The sequence below is a fragment of the Paraburkholderia tropica genome (assembly GCF_014171495.1).
Classification (GTDB): domain Bacteria; phylum Pseudomonadota; class Gammaproteobacteria; order Burkholderiales; family Burkholderiaceae; genus Paraburkholderia; species Paraburkholderia tropica.
Genome location: NZ_CP049134.1, coordinates 997,720 through 1,015,632 on the forward strand (window position 1 = coordinate 997,720; position 17,913 = coordinate 1,015,632).

Here is a 17,913-nt window from a genome sequence, read left to right on the forward strand (position 1 = left end):
TGTCCGGAAAATCTGAGGGTGTCACAAGGGAGGATGAAGCAAGCCCGCTTAGTTAGAGCGGGCTTCATCGTTTTTTTCAGTCGTTCGCGGCGCGGATCATCGCCACTACTTCGCAGATCCTTTTGCGCAGATCGAGTACATCGAGATTTGCTGGCATCTGACAGACAGCCCGCGCGACCTTTACCTTGTCAACGTCGACGAATATCTCGCTGGAGCGAGACTTTGAGCGTTGTCCCGGCGTCTGATAGAACGGCAAGACATGATCATATTGCCCGTTCGCGGCCGGGGCACTGTAGCGCTCACCGTAAACCTGCCTCATGGCAATATCGAGGTCAGGGGGCGAAACGTAGTTTTCGATCTCACGTCCCTGTGTGAGCCAGCCAACGCCGCCATCGGCATTGAATTCGTCGAGAATTCTTTTCTTCGTTGCGTTGATTCGAGCATGGGCCGACTTCTTATCGCTATCGATGACAATAGCAAGGTGCCTGTTGAGCCTTCTCAATGCGATGAAGTCACTGATCTCCTGATCGCTTGCGCTCAGATGGCTCAGTAACCGGCCGCCGTAAAACATGATCGAATAGTGAGTCCCCTCGATCAGATCGGGGGCAAAAGCTGCTAGCCAATGGCGGAGATAGATGCGGTCAGACGGCCCTTCGACCCAGATAACCGCATTGGCTTGCATAAGGTCGGATGCTTTGTATCCTAGATCTCGACATATGCCGAACCGCTGATTCGGTGAAATCGTTCTATCAGCGACCGTTTCGCCGGAGTGCGCGTGGACATGGAAAACCGCGGCGTCGGGGGTGTCAATGAATGCAGCGGAGTGGGTTGCGATGAAGTACTGATTCGACGTGTTTCCTTGGAGGTAGCGGATCAGCTTGCGTTGAAGGACCGGATGGAGATGGATTTCGGGCTCTTCAATGCAGACGATTGATTCTTGTCGCAACGTGCAAAACGAGGCAAGCATGACGACCTCGTGAATTCCCGTACCCAGCGACTCCAAGGGAAGAAGCTTGTCGCCAATGTGGACCAACACATGTTCCCTGCTATGTGGAATCTCGATGCGGGCCGACGGCTCGTCCGTTACTTGCTGAACAAAACGATTGATTTCGTTGAACTGTTCAACCTTTCCTCTCTCATGTATGTCGGGATTTTGCAGGTTGGCGAGCTCCGCGATTAAGCCGCGGCCGCTATGATCGAAAGGAGTCCCGTCGTCTGCTCCGATTTGCCGGATGGCTGGAATTAGAACGCAGCCCGGAAAGTTCAACTGGATGCCCGTCAAGGTCTTGGTGAAGCATTGATTGATCGCTTGCTCTAGAGTCCCGCCGTGGTAATTCGGAAACATTGCGCCTGAAAGGCGTCCCCACGTCGTTTGGTCAAGCTGTTGCTGCGCAGCGAGTTCGTTTCCGAGGCTCCATCGCTCCTTGGCCCCACTCGGCGGAGATAACCATATCAACCCGTCTTCCGCCAACAGTCTGCTGATCCTCTCGGCTGTGGTACCCATGGCCGATCTATTCTGCTCGTTATCGATTTTCGCTAACAATGCGTCACTAACAAGTGATGGCTCTACGCCTATTCGCGCCGAAACTGCTGATGCCATGGCGCCCAGATGAATCTCAAGCGGATTCAGTTCAAAAACTGGCTTCTTGGTCGACAGGCTTCGCAACGAGCGCAGATGACGCGAGATGAAATTCAGGACCGTAGATTTGCCGGAGTTGTTTGCTCCAACGAAAAGGTTGCACGATCTGAATGGGCCCATCTGTTGGTACTTGTCCCCGAATCCACAGTAATTCCTCAGCGCGAGACCATGCAGAAAGTTCGCCATCTTTGTTCTGATGTTTGTGTTGTGATCGCAAATGCTAGCACGCGCTCACGCTGGCGCTCTTCTGGATCCTCAATCGGTGAGTGGAGCGAGTGGGGCGGCCTAACAAGAGCTGGGTGTTACCTTCGATTTTGTTACCCAAGTGCTGCTACTTCATCGTTTGGGTAACGGCATGGGTAACAGCGCAATGCCTTTCTGCATAAGGCTGCGCCCTCTCTGTTACCTGTTACCCGAATTCAAAAATTTCACAGCTAGACGAAGATCGCGGCTCGAATTGCCCTCATGTCAACGTTCCGTAGGGGGACCCGCGCCCCTTGATCGGAGGATTTCCCGGCCGGAAACTGACCTCGCCATGGTCAAAAGAGAGCTCCAGATGGCCCTATGCGGCGAGCGAAGGGCGGTTGACTCTGCACAACTCACGATAAAGGCAGGTGCCTTGCTGGGCGGCTGTTTGCTGGTGCTTTTCGCCACTCGTTCGCCACAGGGTCGGAGTGGGCTCACTAGAAGCCGCATTGCTCAGCGATGAGAGCTTGGGCGCGTGCTGCATGGACCAGGTCGACTTCGAGATAACCCATGGTCGTAAGCGGGCTCTTGTGTCGCATGACGCGCTGGATGACTTGAACGGGGGCGCCGTTCTCGCTCAACAATGTGGCGAACGTTCCGCGTAGCCGATGCGGCGTGATCTCGCCGATGCCGGTGTGCGCATTGGCAGTCTTGATTGTTGCGCGTGTGAAGCCACGGGCGAACGCTCGGCTGTCCGGTCGAGCGACCATCAGACCTGTCGACTGGCGCATGGGGCGCAGATAGTCGGCGAGCCATGCCGGAACTGGCACCGGGTCAGCTTCCCGCCCCTTCGTGCGCCCAGGGGTGTACGTCTGGCGAACGAGGTCCAGCCACTCCCAGCGCGCGCTGGCAGCCTCTGATTCCCGCAACCCCATTCCGAGCATCAGCCGAATGGCAACGCGCACTGGATTGCTGGCCACTGCGTCGACTGCCTCCAGCCATTGGCGTGCGAGTGCGACGGGCAGCGTAGCGCGCGGCCGTCGCTGGATCTTCAGCATCTTTACCTTGAACGGCACCTGACCGATGAGGCCGCGGTGTACGGCCCAGTTGCAGAGCAGTCTGATGATGCGCGACCAATGATTGACCGAACTCGGGGAGTGCGTTCGAAGGTGCTTGTTGCGTGCATCTTCCACACTGGCCGTCGTCAGACGGTCAATTGCCGTTTCGCCCAGGTCGTAGAGGTGCAGGCGTCTGAAGGCGTCGACGCCGTTCAGGTGTGATGCGCTGGCGATTGCAGCGTGGGAGTCAATCCACGCTTTGGCTAACTGCGCCAACGTCAGCGCGGGCCGAACCGGAAAGTGGTTTGCAACTGCAGATGCAGACTGGTAGGCAGCTTGCGCCACGGCCAACGCGTCACCATAAGCCAGGAGCCTTGTGGATCTTTGTATGCGGCGGCCGTCTACTTGAAAGCGATAGTGCCAGACGCTCCCGACACGGAATAGGCGCACCTTCATTTGGCAGTCGCGATCGCCTGATCGAGGCGGGCACGCATGAAGCGGTCAAAGTTCTTTTCGACGCTTTCCTCGACAACAGCGCCGAACGGGAATCTGGCCTTGTATGTCGGCGACTGGACGAAGAGGATCACTGGCGTGATGATTGCGCCATGCGTGCCACTTTTGGCGTAGATGCCCGGCGCGAGATGGACCGTTTTGCCTCTGCCATTGGCTGCGAAATACACCACGCCGTTGATTTTCTTGTATCCCCGGGTACTGACGCCGACCTTGGCGAGTTTTGCTATGCGCTTTTGCGTCATGTTGGCGCGGTAACCCGTTTCCGAGAAGGCTTGGAAATACGAAAGGAGTCGCACGAGGAAGCTGCCCGGGATATTACCGTTGCCGTTGATCGGAGCGCCGTCCCCGGGTACGGCATAAGTGCCTGCGGGCATGATTCCCTTGATCTGAAGTGCTTTCTCGAATCGCTTGTGGTTGCGCGGGCCGCCGAGAATTTCCGGCGATAGGTATTTCGCCGGCGGGATTCCCTTGTCCGGATCGTCACTGATAGCTACCGTGGCCACGGGCCGAGCCTTCGTCGCCAGCTTCAGGCGCACGCTGTTTAGTGTGTAAGGCACAGGATTTTCGAACACGCTTTGCATCGTGTCCCGAAGGTCCGTCCGAGCGTGTCTTGAGACATCGTTGATGGCCATCGCGGTTGCGAAAGGGATCTGCTTACGAGCGAGGTCGTCGAGCTGACGCTCGATCGCTTTCGAATCGATCTTGATGTCGAGATTCATTGCATCGCACTCCGTGGCTCTGTCCATGGGAACGCATCGAGCGTAGGCGGAGTCTCGAATCCTCCGGAAAGGGCGACGTCGATGAGGCCCCGAGCTGCGAGCATGAGGGCGGCCTCGCGCGAGTCGGCGAGCAATCCGAAGAAGCCGAGGTAGAGCCCGACGCGATTGTGCTCGAGCGGCAGGAGCACCAACATCGGATGGATCGCCGCGTCCTCCTCTTCGCCTTTGATGTTCACTAGCTGGGTGACAGGCTCTCCGAGTGCGTAATCCATTCCGGCGATGAACAGGTCGGCGCCCTGACCGGTAACACCCACGCTATGCAGCGCGGAGTGCGGGTTGTCGAAGTTGCCCATATGCACGGCTGGATAGAACTTTCCGCTCATGAGAATTCCGGTTTGATGGAAACATGACGCGCGAGGCCGATCTAAGGCCGTCGGCTGGTTTGTTACGCACTTGCCGGCGAGTTTTCCGGTGGTGTGCTGAACAGCCCATTGCTATATGTGCCGCCGATATAAGCCGGCCCGGATTGCTCGGTAACCTCCACCGCGGTCGTGTCTTCCGGGGGAGACCAAGACGCTGAGCCGTCCCAGACAACGATGTTCACGACGATTCCGTCTTTCACGAGTGCGTACATGAGTGCTCCTTATGCGTATTCCCAGAAAATGACCTTGCCGACACCACCCACGAGTCCGGGAATCGCAGACGACGATGCGCCGAGCGACTGACCGGCACCGCCTGCCCCGGGCCCGTTCGTGCCCCTGTTGATAGGCGACGAGCCGCCTGGGCCACTGATAACTCCGCCGGCGCTCGTGCCAACTGCCGGCGAGCCGACATTGCCTTGGCTTGAAATGATCACCGAGCCACTGTTGACCGTAGGCGCCGCCGATACCGAAGGAGCGGTTGCCACGACTACCGTGCTAGACGTCGGGCCATAGGACGTACTCCCAACACCACCCGGACAGGAGACAAGCGAACCAACCGACGTCGTTCCGCCGGTACCGCCCGTGCCAGCACCAGTCGGGCCAGCGGTGCCGCCCGAGCCGATGGTGACAGACTGACTTGCCCCAATTTGAGCTGCAGTCAGTTTCACCATCGCATACGTGCCGGACGGAGCGCCGGGCGAGCCGCTAAAGCCACCTGCGCCAGTCGCCGGAGCGCCGCCTGAGCCACCGCCCGCGCCTTGAACTTCCATGATCACCGTGCCCACTCCGGCGGTGGGCGTGTACGTTCCCGAGGTCGCGAAGGGCTGGACGTTGAGCAGTCGCCCGGGAGCGTTTGCCGGAACGAGTGCTTTGATGGCCGATAGCACCTGGTTGTACGTGGTCTTGCTCGGAGTCAGGCCCGCAGCCACGACAATGGCCCGCAGCTCTTCCTGAATCATGTTCATCCAGGAACCACGCACTTTTGTAGCAGGCGTGCCGGTCACAGGATTTCCCTCGGAGAAATAGCCTTCTGTGCCGGCGGTCTCAGGCGTCGGCAGTGTGGTGGATGCGGTTGCGTCGTCAATTCTGTACATCGTTCACCTCCTTTTCGCAATTGCGCTCCTCGGCCGGCGCTTGTGCGCACGGTTGTCCAGCGACGAGGCAATCAATCGGATTCGGATCTTTGTCGTCAGTTTGGAGTCCTTCGTTATTTGCGTTTTCCATTTCCTGTTTCCATACGGATATGAGTGTTTGAGGAGGCACCGCCCGCCGCGGCCGGAACTGGGAGAGGCATCCCAGGTGAGAACGCCGCTTCCATGAGCGTCGGTGCTTGCCGGTGTTTTAGCCCACCGCCGGCTGGGGCATACGATGCGCTTTGCCGGACTAGTTGTGGCCGCTCATGTCGAGCCGATGGAAGTTGCCCTGGTAGTCTCGAGGCGCGAAGATCTCGACCGTTCGAGGTGCGTCCTCAGGCACAGGTGCGATGACCTTAGGGGATACGGCATCGGCCGTCTGTTCTGGCATTTCGTCTTCGCCGTGAATGAGGACCATGTTTCGCTCGCGCAGGTAACGCGCGGTGGGCTCGTCGATCAGCACGTCCTCGCCGGGCCCGAAAGAGATGTCGCGTCGGTCGATGATCTTGCCGGTCTTCCCGGATCGGATGACTTCCGGGTCGCCGTTGATGGTTCCCTTCCTGACTCGGACCTTGATGCGAGCCACCTCCGGGAGCGGACGGGCCGGCTCTTCGCAGTCGACGCCAAGTTTGCGCAACTCGTCGACGATCGCTGCCGCCTCTCTGACGCCGAGACCTTCGGTCAGCGGATCAGCCCACGCCGGATGGAACCAGTAGTCCGGGTAGTCCGGCGTATAGGTCGCAGCGATTTTAGGATCGGCCAAGCGCGATGCCGTGTAGGGCACGCGTACGCCGTTCGAGCGAAGGTCTTCGAGAACCTGATTGCCGCGGCCCGGGAATGCTGCATGGTCGAGCGACGCACGCGCGTGGCGCCATGCTTGCTCGGCACCGGCCATCGCTGCGACGCCTTCCTCCATCGCGGCGACAGCCGCCAGATATTTCGCGAGGCCCGCGTCATGCTGGGCCATGATTTCCGCAGCGATTGCCGCGCGGTACTGTTCACTGAGGCTATCGAGCTCTGCGTCCGCGATCCGCAGGCCTTCGTCATAGATGTCCAGCGCGTCGCGCGACGTTTCGGCCGCAGTCTGTGCTGCCTCGTGCTGCTTCTCCGCGTTCGCGATCTGTGCGTCGATCGCAGACGTGTTCGCCGTCTTTTTTGCGATCAGCGCCTCGGCGCGCAGTGTGCGACGCTGGGCCTTCAGTTGCTCGAGCGTTTCGAGGTGCGCATCGGCGCCGTCGATCGCGGCTTGCGCGGCTGCGCGATCGGCAGTCAGGCGTTCAATGGCCTTGTGCTGGTCGGCGATCTTGTTCTTGATCTTGGTGATGTTGCTCATCGGGTGACTCCGGTGCGCGAAGAGTTGGTGCGGCGATTGATTTGATGTGCATCCACGGTATGAGGCGGTTGCTTTGCAAGCTTGGAAAACTCGTCGATGAAGGCGGTAGCTTCGTCAGCGGACACATTGGTTTTTGCGAGAGCGAGTCCAAGCCTCGGCACGTCGCACTTGACGGCGGATTCCATGATTCGTTCGAAGCGCGCCGCGGACGCGCCATCTACGCGACCGTGAGCGGACGACGGGGCGGTTACCGGCGGATTGGGCTGCACCGGCATGACCGCTGTTGCACTATTGACGTGACCACCGACTTCGTCCGCCTTGGCCGAAGATGCCTTCGGGATCACACGTGCAACAGCACGCGTGACCGCCCCGGGAACGCGCATGCGAGCGAACAGTGCGCCGAACGGATTCGGTATGGACTGCCGGATTGCCTTCGGCGCGCCGCCTGATTCCGTGTGCTTAGCTGCGATGCGGGCAAGCGATTTGGTGTCGAGTGCCATTGAACCCCTCCATCAGGGCAAGAACGTCAGAAAGCGATGGGAGAAGGTTCGTTGCGCAAACTGAGCAACGCAATAGCTGATTGCTGCCAGAAATGAAAAATGCGGCAGAGGCTCAAAGCCTTGCCGCATAAGGGATTCGATGGAGTTGGTTGATCAGCGCGGGTGAGCAGGTCAGATATTTTTCTGCTGCTCAGGTTGCGCAGCGGTCGCAGAGGCCGCGGAGTAGGTGAATTTCCACTCCTTCAGGCAGTGTCGTCGTATCGATTTGTCGGACCAGTCCTTCTTGAACTCTGCTTTGAGCAATGGGCGAATCGCCCGGGATGCCCCTACTGCTTTGAGGATTGAGCCATCCTTGTCAAACAGTTCGCATGCTTTCTGATTTGCGAAGGCGATCGCGGCGGCCACGACGTGCTCGCTTTGAAGCGTCGGCTCGTCGTCGTGACCGGGAGTACCGACAAAGTCACGGTCTGTGACTTCGATACCGACTCCCATGACCGTGAGGTAACGATTGAGTTCGGGAAGAGTAACGCGCGCAGAAGTGAACGTGCCGACGATTGCCCCGGGGCCTGCCGGATCAATCGGCGTGCACTCGAATCCAGCAAGCATGCGGAGCTCGCCTGCAATGAAGCTCTTTGCAAGTACCTGCAGCCAGCTCTTGGCAATTTCCTTTTGCTTTCCGGCGTCGCCCGGGGCGAGCCGCCGCGCGACTGCGCCGGCGGCATCGTAGATAGAGTGCATGTCACGGTCCTCCCCGAGAGTTGCGTGCGATCCGAAGCCGCGCATTGAAATATGCGAGGTCCGGTCGAAGCGTGCTGATCGGCTGCCGCTCGATACAGTACACCACGTGGTCGAAGTACTCGTCGGGCCACCGCTCAAACCGGGCAAGCTCCTCGACAGCGGCTAGGAGATCGCGTTGCATTTGCTGCAATTGCCCGGGTTCGACATACGGCCCCCACGGAAGATATGGACCGCCATCCGGGTGGTGCAGCGCGCCGACACAATCCAACGGGGGAGTCTCGGCTGCGCCGCCGCTCGCCGCTCGCTGAACATCAGCGTAATTCGATCCACGCCTCCCTAGGGTAGGTTCAAAAGGTTCGGAAGCCCCTTGTGAACCTTTTGAACCGATGCCCCCGGTGTCCTTTACGTTTTTCAACTGACTCGTATTGTTGTCAGCCAGTGTACGGTTCGCGCAATTCAATTTCTCGATATGCCTATCCGGAGCAGGTTCAAAAGGTTCAGAAGCATGCACGGAGAGAATCGACGGACGTGCGATTTGCTGATTGTGGCTACCCGTGGCAGGTTCAAAAGGTTCGGAAGTTCCTTTTGAACCTTTTGAACCTGCACTCCCGGCGCGCTTTTCAGATTTGATCAGTTGAAGGTACTTGTTCACGGCAGAACCTCCGGATTGATCCGGTAGACGGTTTTGCGACGGCCCCGGGTGTCGAAAGTCTCCGGCTGAATGTAGCCATATTCGGTCAGCACGGAGATAGCATTAGTGACGGCCTCAGCGTTCTCAAGACGCGCCCAGTGCTTCGCGTGGTAGACGTCTCGCGCGGCAAAGCCATCACCGATGTCTCCGGACTTGATACGCTTAAGCAGGGCCTTTGCGCCCTCCATTTCCGCGAGCAAGACCGATCCGTAGGCCCGCTCTGCATGGCTCCGAAGGTAGATGCTCCACGCCAGGGCGCGGGCCATCGCTGCGGCGGAAACCGGGCCTCTGCCGCCGTCAGTGAGATGGAAGATCAGCGCCAGAGACGGTACGAGCTTTCGGTACTTCGCGAGATGAGACTCCATCGCCGGGTGCAGGTCGCCGCCCCGGAGTTCGTTTTCCAGTTCACTGCGCCACTCAACGAACATCGTGGCCGCGTCATCGCCGAGCCGAAGAAACGGAGGATTGCCGTCTGGCTGCCCGTCGGGCCCGATCGGTACTTCTGCGAACCAGTGCTCGACCGGATCAGCGTCCGCCAACCGCCGGAATACCGTATGGGCAGCGTGCTTTGCTTCGGCGTCCGGCCAGCAGTCGACGTTCTCCCACGCTGCGCGCGGCACATCGGGCCAGACGAGCACTCCGAAGCGCTGCACGAGGCCATCATCTGCGACGCCGCCGGCGATTGCGCTGCGCAGGTACTCGGAGAGACGCCCGGGTTGCGTCGACCCGATCAACGACAGGCACACGGCCTCGATACGCTGATGTCCGCGCATGATCCGGTCGACGGTATAGCCGTCGTTTCCATTCCAGCCGGTCAGGTAGAAGCCGCGCGCGCTCTCTTGCCCGTCGCGCTCGAGGCCCTTGAGCAGGCTGACGAGCTCATCCCGAAATACGCCGACGCCTTGCGGATTCTCCGCGCAGATCTCGCCCAGTTTCTCGACCGTCGCATCGTTCACGAGGTAGCGTGTGAGCTTTGGCGGCTCCGGGGCTTCTGATTCGTGCAGGTCGACCGCCGCATCGGGGTTCTTTTTCAGTGCAGCCATCGCCTTCTTTTCGGCGGCGTCATGGCGCATCCTGTGAACCTTTGCCTCGGACTCATGCAGCGCCAGCTCGTTCTCGAACCGCTCGCTGGCCTCGATGTCGAGCCGCTTCACTGGAGCGAGTACGGCGCTCATCGCGGGCGACTTCATGACGCCAGGGCGGCCCACGATGCAGACCCATTGATTGGCGTACTCGGTCCAGTCGTCGCGCAGCTTCGGACGAACACCGACGCGCCGGCCGATAATGATTCCCAGCGCGCCAATGATCGTTGCGCCGATGAAATCGGGTGGGCACTGCACTCGGCTGGCAATGTCTTCGACCCATGGACGCAGGCTCTCCGGCATCAGCTCCATATCGAATGGCTCGACGGCTTTCAACGAGTCCGGGAGTCGATCGAGTTTCGGCCAGCTTGTCGCATTTTCTTTGGCAGCGGTGTCCGCTTGCTGAAAGAACTTGTTTCGAGCAGAGGCGATCACAGCGCGTTCTCGTGCGGCCTCACTTTCCGCAGTAGCAGCGTCAAAATCGACACCGGAAAGATAGTCAATCGCGTTCATAGCGCCCCCTTCGATGCCTGTTGCGCGATCCATTCCTTCGCGCTTGCGATCGCGTGCTGCGTCACCCATTCCCGATGTCTCTCCCATTCTTGCGATCCCATCGCATTCGCACAGCGTTGTAACTCACGCGCTATCGCCTGATTGAGGCGGTCCTTTATTGCTTGACCGTCGCGCATACGCCTCCCGACTTAGATGAGGACTGCTTAGCAACTGAGAAACGACGAAACTCGTCAAGGCCAAGTGCACGCGAATGCTGTTCGCTGCCGCGCGAAAACTCGAGACTGTAATTCGTGAAGTCGCTCTCGAGGTTGTCGCAGAGATTCTGGCCTGCGCGGGCGATGCGGCTTTGAAGCGAACCAGCCGGCGCGGCGGCCACAACAGCCTCAAGCAGCGCGGCGAGATCCGCGAACGACTGGGCAGCACTCGCGAGGAGGCCAGATGCCTGGTCGATCTCGTCGAGCAGTTCAAGTTCGTTCGGCGCGTTGACGGCGATGTTTTCCTGTTGCTTGCTCATTGCACACCTCCGCGCGCGCTGATGGTAAAGGCTTCTGCGATCGCGCTTCCTGCTGCGCTCCACGCGGCGAGATCCTTGGGGTTGATGCGACCGCCATCTGCAATGAACTGCATGGCTTGCTGAAGGCGCGAACGTCCAGCCGGATCGAGTTGGTCAGCGAGTGCAACCGCTTCTACCATCGAGACGTCAAATTGGGCGCCAAGGCTGTCGGCGAGACGGATGTGCACGCGCCCGGTGTCGTCGGACATTCCGATGTTGTCGCCGAGCCAGAACAGAGCATTAGCCATGGCACACCTCCGCGCGGACGATGGCCTCGGCGAGACGGCGTGCGAAGGCGTCGTTGAACGCTTCGCGGCGGAGTGCGTCGCCAGGCATCTCGTCGGTATCAGCGACCAGATTGCGAAAGTGAAGATCACGCAGGGCGCCAGCGCTCATCGGCGCAGAGAGCAGCCAGAGCTCGGCGGCGAGACGGCCAGCGCGAACGAACAGGGGAAATCGGTCAGGGGATTGCGTTTGCTCGGAACGAGCGGGGATATGGCGCAGCATCGTGCGGCCTCCAATTCGGGTTTCGGAACCCGGCTCCCAACGCCAATTGGGGTGGCCGGGCACAAGACAGGGTTGGCGTACCGGCGAATTGGAAACCGGCGTGCCCGAAGGCACCCCCGCCAAGGCCCGACCATTGAAGGCGTGCAAAGGCGTACGGACGTAAAAAAACCGCACTGCGGCGGTTGTCCGCCAATTCATTACCCGGACGCCAATCCGGTGGCCTGTTGTTTCAGGCACGAAAAAAGTATACGCCCCCGGGTTTACGCGGTGCAAGGTCTTTTTCTGGGGCGTCATCAGTTCACCGCCTTCGGATCGAAGGCGCGCGCCGCGAGCGCGAGGCCACGCATCAGCTCGGCCGCCAGGGACGGCTTGAACATCACGCCCTTGCTCGACGGTCGATACTCGCCGTCGTCCGTCACGTACCAGACGCGAATGTCGATGTAGGTGTTGCCCCGATATTCCTTGACGTCGACGCGCAGGCGCTCGCTTGGATTCTTCACAGCATCGAGGAATCGCGCCAGAAGGTCGGAACCGGTGTTAACATTGGCGCTGTCTAGGGCGCTCGTCATTCCTTCGGGGAGGCGGGCGTTTTTCTTTTGCATTACGCGGCCTCCGGCATCAGGTTGGCACGGAGCTGTCCTGCGTTCCAACGTGTGGAGTGGCCGAATTTCTTCGGCGCGGGGATGAGGCCGGCGGCCACTCGCCGCCAGACGGTTGGGACGGAGCAGCCGTATAGCGCCGCGACGGTACGCACGTCGACGTGCGCCGAGTTCGGCAGAGAGTCGAACGAAATGAGCGCTTTCGAGAGCAGCGCTTTGGCGAGATCGGACATCAGTATCACTCCTGTTATGGCGCGATACTGCTCGGGGGTATCGCGCCGTCAGTTGATTCAACTTGCGACGAGCGACCCCAATACTATGGATGATTAATCAGCGTTTCGAGTAACGGCAATTCTCGAAATTGGCTCCGGTTTGGTAAGCTCAAAAATACCGTCCGGAATTGAATTTTTGGATCAAGATTCCGGAGCGGAATTTTGAGTTTCCCGTTCCGCTTTCAGATACTGAGATTGCATAGCGCGCACAACATGTGGGCTCATCAGGTCCGCCGCGTAATCTGCGACCACCTTTCTGACCCGGTCATCGAGCCCGATGTCGAACTCATCGGGGAAAAGCACCCGACCCAAAACGGCGTTAGTCGCTTTCTGCTCAGTGAGTAAGAGCCAGGATTGCAAGTCGATGTACGCCAACACTCGCATGTCGGCCCACTTTTGCATGTCATTGAGGGAGAATTCGCGGGCGGCAGCACGCACGCCACGTGTTTCGCGTGCGTGGCGCAGCCATTTCCGGAAATCATCTGCCAGTTCGTCGTCTGATGCGTTTAGATCGACTGTCGCGAATGCGAACGAGCTGTCGTCATACTTTTGGACGAAAGCAGGTATTTCTGGTCGTTCAGCCGCTGTATCGCTTGGCTCTATCTGCCACTCTGGAGTGTCGGTGAGAAATTTTAGGCAGGCATCTTTCTTGGCGGCGATTTCATCGCGAGTCGCTTCGTCGTTCCAATGAGTCGGCCTTTCGAATGTGCCGTCAGCATTGAATCGAATTTTCAATGTCTCAAGAAATCGATAGGCATCGGCATATTTTGCAAATGCTTCGTTGGTGAAAATTTCGTGCGCGCTTAGATATTCCAGGCAACTAACATCACGCACGCGACAGGCGTACGCCTTGGATCCGGAGGAAAGCATCCTGCGACCATCCTCATCAGAGGCCCATTCTATTTCTGGATCTTTGAAGACATCAAGGCACGCGTCGCGCAGCATTGATGCGTACTTTGGCTCCGGGTTTTTGAGAACCGATTCAATTTCTCGTCTCCGATAGATCCGACGGTCCAGGTTTATTGCCCAGAGTCCAGCGTTCCACGTTCTGCAGATGCTGTACTTCTCAATGGAGAATTCCGGTGGAAGGTCGGCCGCCTTGATAAACCGATTTGCCATTGCTCGCCCCGAAGCAAAGCCCTATTGAGGAGCCGCGCCAGCCGGGTAGGGCACCCGGTCTTCGCCCCGTCGGGCTAGGCGCGGCAAACCGTTACGCCGCCCCGCGAAGCGGCGTTACATTCCATTGTTCGTTGCGCATGCGCGCCGTCAGAAACATCGCCCACAATTCCAACGCGGCCTTCCGCTCGTCCCAATACGTGTACTGGTCGTAGATGCCTTCGACGCCGGTGAGCTTGTGGTTCAGGCACATTTCGGAAATGTCGCGCGAGACGCCCAGCTTGCGCATGTGGCTCTTCATCGTGCTACGCAGGTCGTGCGGCGTGAATCTCCGGATCTCGGGCGAATGGTTCTCGATCCAGTAGTCGATAGCTTCGCGGATGGCATCCTTCGACACGTGCGTGTCGCCGTCGTAGCGCTCGAGCCGATTGCTCAAGCGTGCAGGTAGCACATAGTCGGATGTAGCCGCTAGCTCGAAGAGACGCTCAAACCATTCGATGACGACCGGTGCCAATGGAATATCCATCGCCGGGCCTGTCTTGCTTTCCGGGATATGCCAGCGCGCCTCGTCGAGATGAACGTCCTCGCGGCGTGCCGTGTATAGCTCACTGATCCGCACGCCGGTTGCTACACAGACACGCAGCGCGAATAGGTTCACGTCGCGCATCTTCGCGTTCATCAGCACGTGGATCTCGTCGTCGGTGAGCATCAGGCGCTTGCGCACAGGTGGCCGCTTCCCGATGATCGCCTCCAGTACGACGCCGGCGCATGGATTCGCGTCGATCAATCGTTTGCCGACAGCGTGTTTGAAGATCGCCTTCAGTACGCACCAATGCGTGAATTCCTCAACCCATCCGAGCTTCGTGCGCTCGATCTCGGCGACGATGTCGGCAGCAGTGACGACTCGCACTGACAGAGATCCCATGCCACGCTCGACGCGGTCGAGATTCCTGCCGTAGCTCTGTTGCGTGCTGTCCGCTAGTTCCGCCAGGACGCGCTCGCGATAGTCCTTGGCGAGCTGTCGAACGCTCCAGTCCTTCCGCGCTCTTTCCTTGCGCTTCTCGACGGCGGGGTTTGTGCCTTGCTGGACCTCGACGCGTTTCGCTGCGGCGAGCTTGCGTGCCGCAGTCAGAGCGAGGTCGGGGTAGTTGCCGAGCGTCAGTTCGTGGCGGCGCCCGCCGTGACTGAAGCGGAGCACCCACGTCGCTGTGCCCGCCGGCGACAGCGTGAATGTGAGTCCAGCACCATCCGATTTTGCGACAGGCGAGCCGATGCGCACGAGGTGCTTAAGCTCGATGTCCGAGAGGAGATTCGTCTGCCGCTTTGCCACCTGTTTTGCTCCTGACCAGCACCCGCATTGTTCTGAACTCTAGCTACCAATCTAGCTACCAATTTGAGGCGCGCTTAGCTGAGTTAAAATGATACGGGAAAATACAGGGAAATTAAAAAAGCCTTGTAGAACAAGGCTTTTGGTGGGGTCGGGTGATATGGCTTGATATAGGGTAAACCCTACATCAAAACTATGTCATACTGTTCCTGACTCAGATTCGACTCCACCTGCAACGACACCGGCTTGCCGATGAAATCGATCAGCATCGCGAGATGCTGCGACTCTTCCTCGAGGAACAGATCGATCACCTGCTGCGACGCCACCACGCGGAATTCGCGCGGATTGAACTGGCGCGACTCGCGCAGGATTTCGCGCAGCACGTCGTAACAGACCGTGCGCGAGGTTTTCACCTGACCTTTGCCGAGACACGTCGGGCACGGCTCGCAGAGCACGTGCGCGAGCGATTCGCGCGTGCGCTTGCGCGTCATTTCCACGAGACCGAGCTGCGAGAAACCGTTCACGGTCACGCGCGTGCGGTCGCGCGCGAGCGCCTTCTTGAGTTCGCCGAGCACCTGATCGCGATGCTCGAGGTTCTCCATGTCGATGAAGTCGATGATGATCACGCCGCCCAGATTGCGCAGACGCAATTGCCGCGCGATCGTGTGCGCCGCTTCGAGATTGGTCTTGAAGATCGTGTCGTCGAAGTTGCGCGCGCCCACGTAGCCGCCCGTGTTCACGTCGATCGTCGTCATCGCCTCGGTCTGGTCGATCACGAGGTAGCCGCCCGACTTGAGGTCGACGCGGCGCGACAGCGCGCGCTGGATTTCGGCCTCGATGTTGTAGAGGTCGAACAGCGGACGCTCGCCGGTGTAGTGATGCAGCTTCGGCAGCACGGCGGGCGTGAACTCGCCGGCGAATTCGCTGAGCTTCTGGAAGGTCTCGCGCGAATCCACCTGGATGCGCGTGGTTTCGTCGTTGACGAAATCGCGCAGCACGCGCTGGCCGAGATTCAGGTCCTGATAGAGCAGGCTCGTCGCGGGCAGGCGCTGCCCCTGCGCGATGATGGTCGCCCAGGTCTTGCGCAGATAGGCGACGTCGGCGGCCAGTTCTTCGCTGGTCGCGTCTTCGGCGATCGTGCGCACGATGTAGCCGCCTTTCTCGTCGGCGGGCAGCACGGCCGTGAGGCGCGCGCGCACGGCTTCGCGTTCGGCTTCGCTTTCGATCTTCTGCGAGATGCCGATATGCGGCTCCTGCGGCAGATAGACGAGCGTGCGGCCCGCGATGCTGACCTGCGTGGACAGGCGCGCGCCCTTGGTGCCGATCGGATCCTTCACGACCTGCACCATCAGCGTCTGGCCTTCGAACACGGTCTTTTCGATCGGCTGATGATGCGCGCTCGAATGCGTTTCGCCGGCGATGCGCGGATGCCAGATGTCGGCGACGTGCAGAAACGCGGCACGCTCCAGACCGATGTCGATAAAAGCCGACTGCATGCCGGGCAGCACACGCACGACCTTGCCGAGATACACATTGCCGACGCGCCCGCGCGACAGCGTGCGCTCGACGTGAAGCTCCTGTACTGCGCCCTGCTGGACCAGCGCGACGCGCGTCTCCTGTGGCGTAATGTTGATCAGGATTTCTTCGTTCATGATTGTTGTTTAGAAGTCGATGCTCGCGGCGCGCAGGAGAGCGGCCGTTTCGAACAGAGGCAAACCCATGATACCCGAATAGGACCCGTCGATTCGCTCGATGAATTCCGCCGCGCGGCCCTGAATGCCGTACGCGCCGGCCTTGCCGAACGGCTCGCCGCTCGCCACATAGTGGGCGATCGCGGCGGGCAGGGCGGCGGCGAAACGCACGTGCGAACGCGAGACCGCGACGGGCAGGCACACGCCTTCCGCATTCACCACGGCCACGGCGGTGAGCACTTCGTGCTCGCGGCCCGCGAGGCGTTCGAGCATCGCGAAGGCCTCGGCGGCGTCGTGCGGCTTGCCGAGGATGTGGCCGTCGATGCTCACGGTCGTGTCGGCGGTCAGGATCGGCGCGTGCGCATGCGCGCCCGCCACGAGCCGGGCGCGCGCGGCGTCGGCTTTCGCGGCGCACACGCGCTCGACGTAGACGGCGGCGCTTTCGCCGGGCAGCACGGCTTCGAGCGCTTCGGCGTCTTCGTCGGGACGCGGCAGCAGGAGTTCGAAACGCACGCCGAGCTGTTGCAGTAGCTCCTGGCGGCGTGGGCTCTGCGAGGCGAGATAGACGAACGGATAAGTCGCGGTGGTGGTCATCGGGGCGTCTTCACGGGCGGAGTTCGGGGGGAGCGGCGTTGCGGCGTCGATGCGTCCGGCATGATGCGCGCACGGCGGCACGCGCCGGCCGCTTTGAGGCTGCAGCGAAGCCGCTTCGAAGCCGCTTAGAGCCTGCGACGATGGCCGAAGGCGGTCATCGTGGCGGGCGCTCGAGCGGACATCAATCCGGCATCAATCCAGCTTCAAATGGATATCAAACGGATATCAAACGCGATGATAGGGGTGATTCTGCGTGATGGTCCACGCGCGGTAAAGCTGCTCGGCGAGCAGCACGCGCACCATCGCGTGCGGCAGGGTGAGGGAGGACAGGCGCAGCAGCGTGTCGGCGCGCGCCTTGAGCTGCGGATCGAGGCCGTCCGCGCCGCCGATCAGGAAGGCCACGTCGCGGCCGTCCTGCTGCCAGCCGGGCAGCGCCTGGGCGAGCTGCATCGTGGTCCAGTCCTTGCCGCGTTCGTCGAGCGCGACAAGGCGCGCGTTCTTCGGCAGCGCCGCCTCGATGCGCGTGCGCTCGGCGGCCATCACGCTTTCGGCGGAGCGGCCCGACGAGCGCTGCTCGGGCTTCACTTCGCGCAGCTCGATGCGCAGCTCGGGCGGCATGCGCTTCGTGTATTCCTCGAAGCCCTCGGCGATCCAGTCCGGCATCTTGTGGCCGACGGCGACGATATGCAGTTTCATCGTGCGTAACTCGACGTGCGCAATGCGACGC

At 60.2% G+C, this 17,913-nt stretch carries 21 protein-coding genes; all 21 read right to left on the reverse strand.

All coding sequences use genetic code 11. The annotated features are described in order from the left end of the window. Positions 1 to 76: 76 nt before the first annotated feature. The 21 genes from G5S35_RS04450 to rlmH all read right to left on the reverse strand — a co-directional run bounded on the left by G5S35_RS04450 (position 77) and on the right by rlmH (position 17,882). Positions 77 to 1,825, reverse strand: a complete 1,749-nt coding sequence (locus G5S35_RS04450) for an AAA family ATPase (RefSeq protein ID WP_183038667.1) — start codon at positions 1,823 to 1,825, stop codon at positions 77 to 79. Between the two features lie 497 nt (positions 1,826 to 2,322). Further along, complete coding sequence (locus G5S35_RS04455) at positions 2,323 to 3,228, reverse strand: tyrosine-type recombinase/integrase (protein ID WP_237181341.1); 906 nt, start codon at positions 3,226 to 3,228, stop codon at positions 2,323 to 2,325. Positions 3,229 to 3,335: 107 nt separating this feature from the next. Next, positions 3,336 to 4,115 carry a phage tail protein gene (locus G5S35_RS04460; RefSeq protein ID WP_183038669.1) on the reverse strand — a complete coding sequence of 260 codons (780 nt, stop codon included), beginning with the start codon at positions 4,113 to 4,115 and terminating at the stop codon, positions 3,336 to 3,338. Then, a complete protein-coding gene (locus G5S35_RS04465) occupies positions 4,112 to 4,498 on the reverse strand; it encodes a hypothetical protein (RefSeq protein WP_183038670.1) in 387 nt (128 codons plus the stop codon). Before G5S35_RS04465 ends, G5S35_RS04460 begins: the two co-directional genes overlap by 4 nt. Positions 4,499 to 4,560: 62 nt before the next feature. Continuing rightward, positions 4,561 to 4,749, reverse strand: coding sequence for a hypothetical protein (locus G5S35_RS04470; RefSeq protein ID WP_183038671.1), 189 nt, complete (start codon positions 4,747 to 4,749; stop codon positions 4,561 to 4,563). 9 nt (positions 4,750 to 4,758) lie between these two features. Beyond that, on the reverse strand, positions 4,759 to 5,631 hold the full coding sequence (locus tag G5S35_RS04475) for a hypothetical protein (RefSeq protein ID WP_183038672.1): 873 nt from the start codon (positions 5,629 to 5,631) through the stop codon (positions 4,759 to 4,761). Positions 5,632 to 5,920: 289 nt separating this feature from the next. Then, the gene (locus G5S35_RS04480) at positions 5,921 to 7,003 is read right to left on the reverse strand and encodes an HlyD family secretion protein (RefSeq protein ID WP_183038673.1); all 1,083 of its coding nucleotides are present in this window, start codon (positions 7,001 to 7,003) and stop codon (positions 5,921 to 5,923) included. After that, positions 7,000 to 7,503, reverse strand: coding sequence for a hypothetical protein (locus tag G5S35_RS04485; RefSeq protein WP_183038674.1), 504 nt, complete (start codon positions 7,501 to 7,503; stop codon positions 7,000 to 7,002). The genes G5S35_RS04480 and G5S35_RS04485 overlap by 4 nt, the downstream gene beginning before the upstream one ends. Positions 7,504 to 7,674: 171 nt before the next feature. Further along, the gene (locus G5S35_RS04490) at positions 7,675 to 8,241 is read right to left on the reverse strand and encodes a hypothetical protein (RefSeq protein WP_183038675.1); all 567 of its coding nucleotides are present in this window, start codon (positions 8,239 to 8,241) and stop codon (positions 7,675 to 7,677) included. Between the two features lies 1 nt (position 8,242). Next, complete coding sequence (locus G5S35_RS04495; protein ID WP_183038676.1) at positions 8,243 to 8,893, reverse strand: hypothetical protein; 651 nt, start codon at positions 8,891 to 8,893, stop codon at positions 8,243 to 8,245. Beyond that, positions 8,890 to 10,527 (reverse strand): YfjI family protein, encoded by a 1,638-nt coding sequence (locus tag G5S35_RS04500; RefSeq protein WP_183038677.1) that lies wholly within the window; start codon positions 10,525 to 10,527, stop codon positions 8,890 to 8,892. Before G5S35_RS04500 ends, G5S35_RS04495 begins: the two co-directional genes overlap by 4 nt. 154 nt (positions 10,528 to 10,681) lie before the next feature. Further along, positions 10,682 to 11,041 carry a hypothetical protein gene (locus G5S35_RS04505; protein ID WP_183038678.1) on the reverse strand — a complete coding sequence of 120 codons (360 nt, stop codon included), beginning with the start codon at positions 11,039 to 11,041 and terminating at the stop codon, positions 10,682 to 10,684. Next, a complete protein-coding gene (locus G5S35_RS04510) occupies positions 11,038 to 11,328 on the reverse strand; it encodes a hypothetical protein (RefSeq protein WP_183038679.1) in 291 nt (96 codons plus the stop codon). The genes G5S35_RS04505 and G5S35_RS04510 overlap by 4 nt, the downstream gene beginning before the upstream one ends. Then, on the reverse strand, positions 11,321 to 11,587 hold the full coding sequence (locus G5S35_RS04515) for a hypothetical protein (RefSeq protein WP_183038680.1): 267 nt from the start codon (positions 11,585 to 11,587) through the stop codon (positions 11,321 to 11,323). Before G5S35_RS04515 ends, G5S35_RS04510 begins: the two co-directional genes overlap by 8 nt. Positions 11,588 to 11,880: 293 nt before the next feature. Next, positions 11,881 to 12,189 carry a transcriptional coactivator p15/PC4 family protein gene (locus G5S35_RS04520; protein ID WP_237181342.1) on the reverse strand — a complete coding sequence of 103 codons (309 nt, stop codon included), beginning with the start codon at positions 12,187 to 12,189 and terminating at the stop codon, positions 11,881 to 11,883. After that, a complete protein-coding gene (locus tag G5S35_RS04525) occupies positions 12,189 to 12,419 on the reverse strand; it encodes a helix-turn-helix transcriptional regulator (RefSeq protein WP_183038681.1) in 231 nt (76 codons plus the stop codon). The genes G5S35_RS04520 and G5S35_RS04525 overlap by 1 nt, the downstream gene beginning before the upstream one ends. A gap of 180 nt (positions 12,420 to 12,599) precedes the next feature. Further along, complete coding sequence (locus G5S35_RS04530; protein WP_183038682.1) at positions 12,600 to 13,577, reverse strand: DUF6387 family protein; 978 nt, start codon at positions 13,575 to 13,577, stop codon at positions 12,600 to 12,602. A gap of 91 nt (positions 13,578 to 13,668) precedes the next feature. After that, complete coding sequence (locus tag G5S35_RS04535; RefSeq protein WP_183038683.1) at positions 13,669 to 14,904, reverse strand: tyrosine-type recombinase/integrase; 1,236 nt, start codon at positions 14,902 to 14,904, stop codon at positions 13,669 to 13,671. Between the two features lie 179 nt (positions 14,905 to 15,083). Continuing rightward, positions 15,084 to 16,553 carry a ribonuclease G gene (gene rng, locus G5S35_RS04540; protein ID WP_183038684.1) on the reverse strand — a complete coding sequence of 490 codons (1,470 nt, stop codon included), beginning with the start codon at positions 16,551 to 16,553 and terminating at the stop codon, positions 15,084 to 15,086. A 9-nt stretch (positions 16,554 to 16,562) separates the two neighbouring features. Next, positions 16,563 to 17,186, reverse strand: coding sequence for a Maf family protein (locus G5S35_RS04545; protein ID WP_065064634.1), 624 nt, complete (start codon positions 17,184 to 17,186; stop codon positions 16,563 to 16,565). A gap of 225 nt (positions 17,187 to 17,411) precedes the next feature. Next, the gene (rlmH, locus tag G5S35_RS04550; protein WP_065064482.1) at positions 17,412 to 17,882 is read right to left on the reverse strand and encodes a 23S rRNA (pseudouridine(1915)-N(3))-methyltransferase RlmH; all 471 of its coding nucleotides are present in this window, start codon (positions 17,880 to 17,882) and stop codon (positions 17,412 to 17,414) included. Positions 17,883 to 17,913 lie beyond the last annotated feature (31 nt).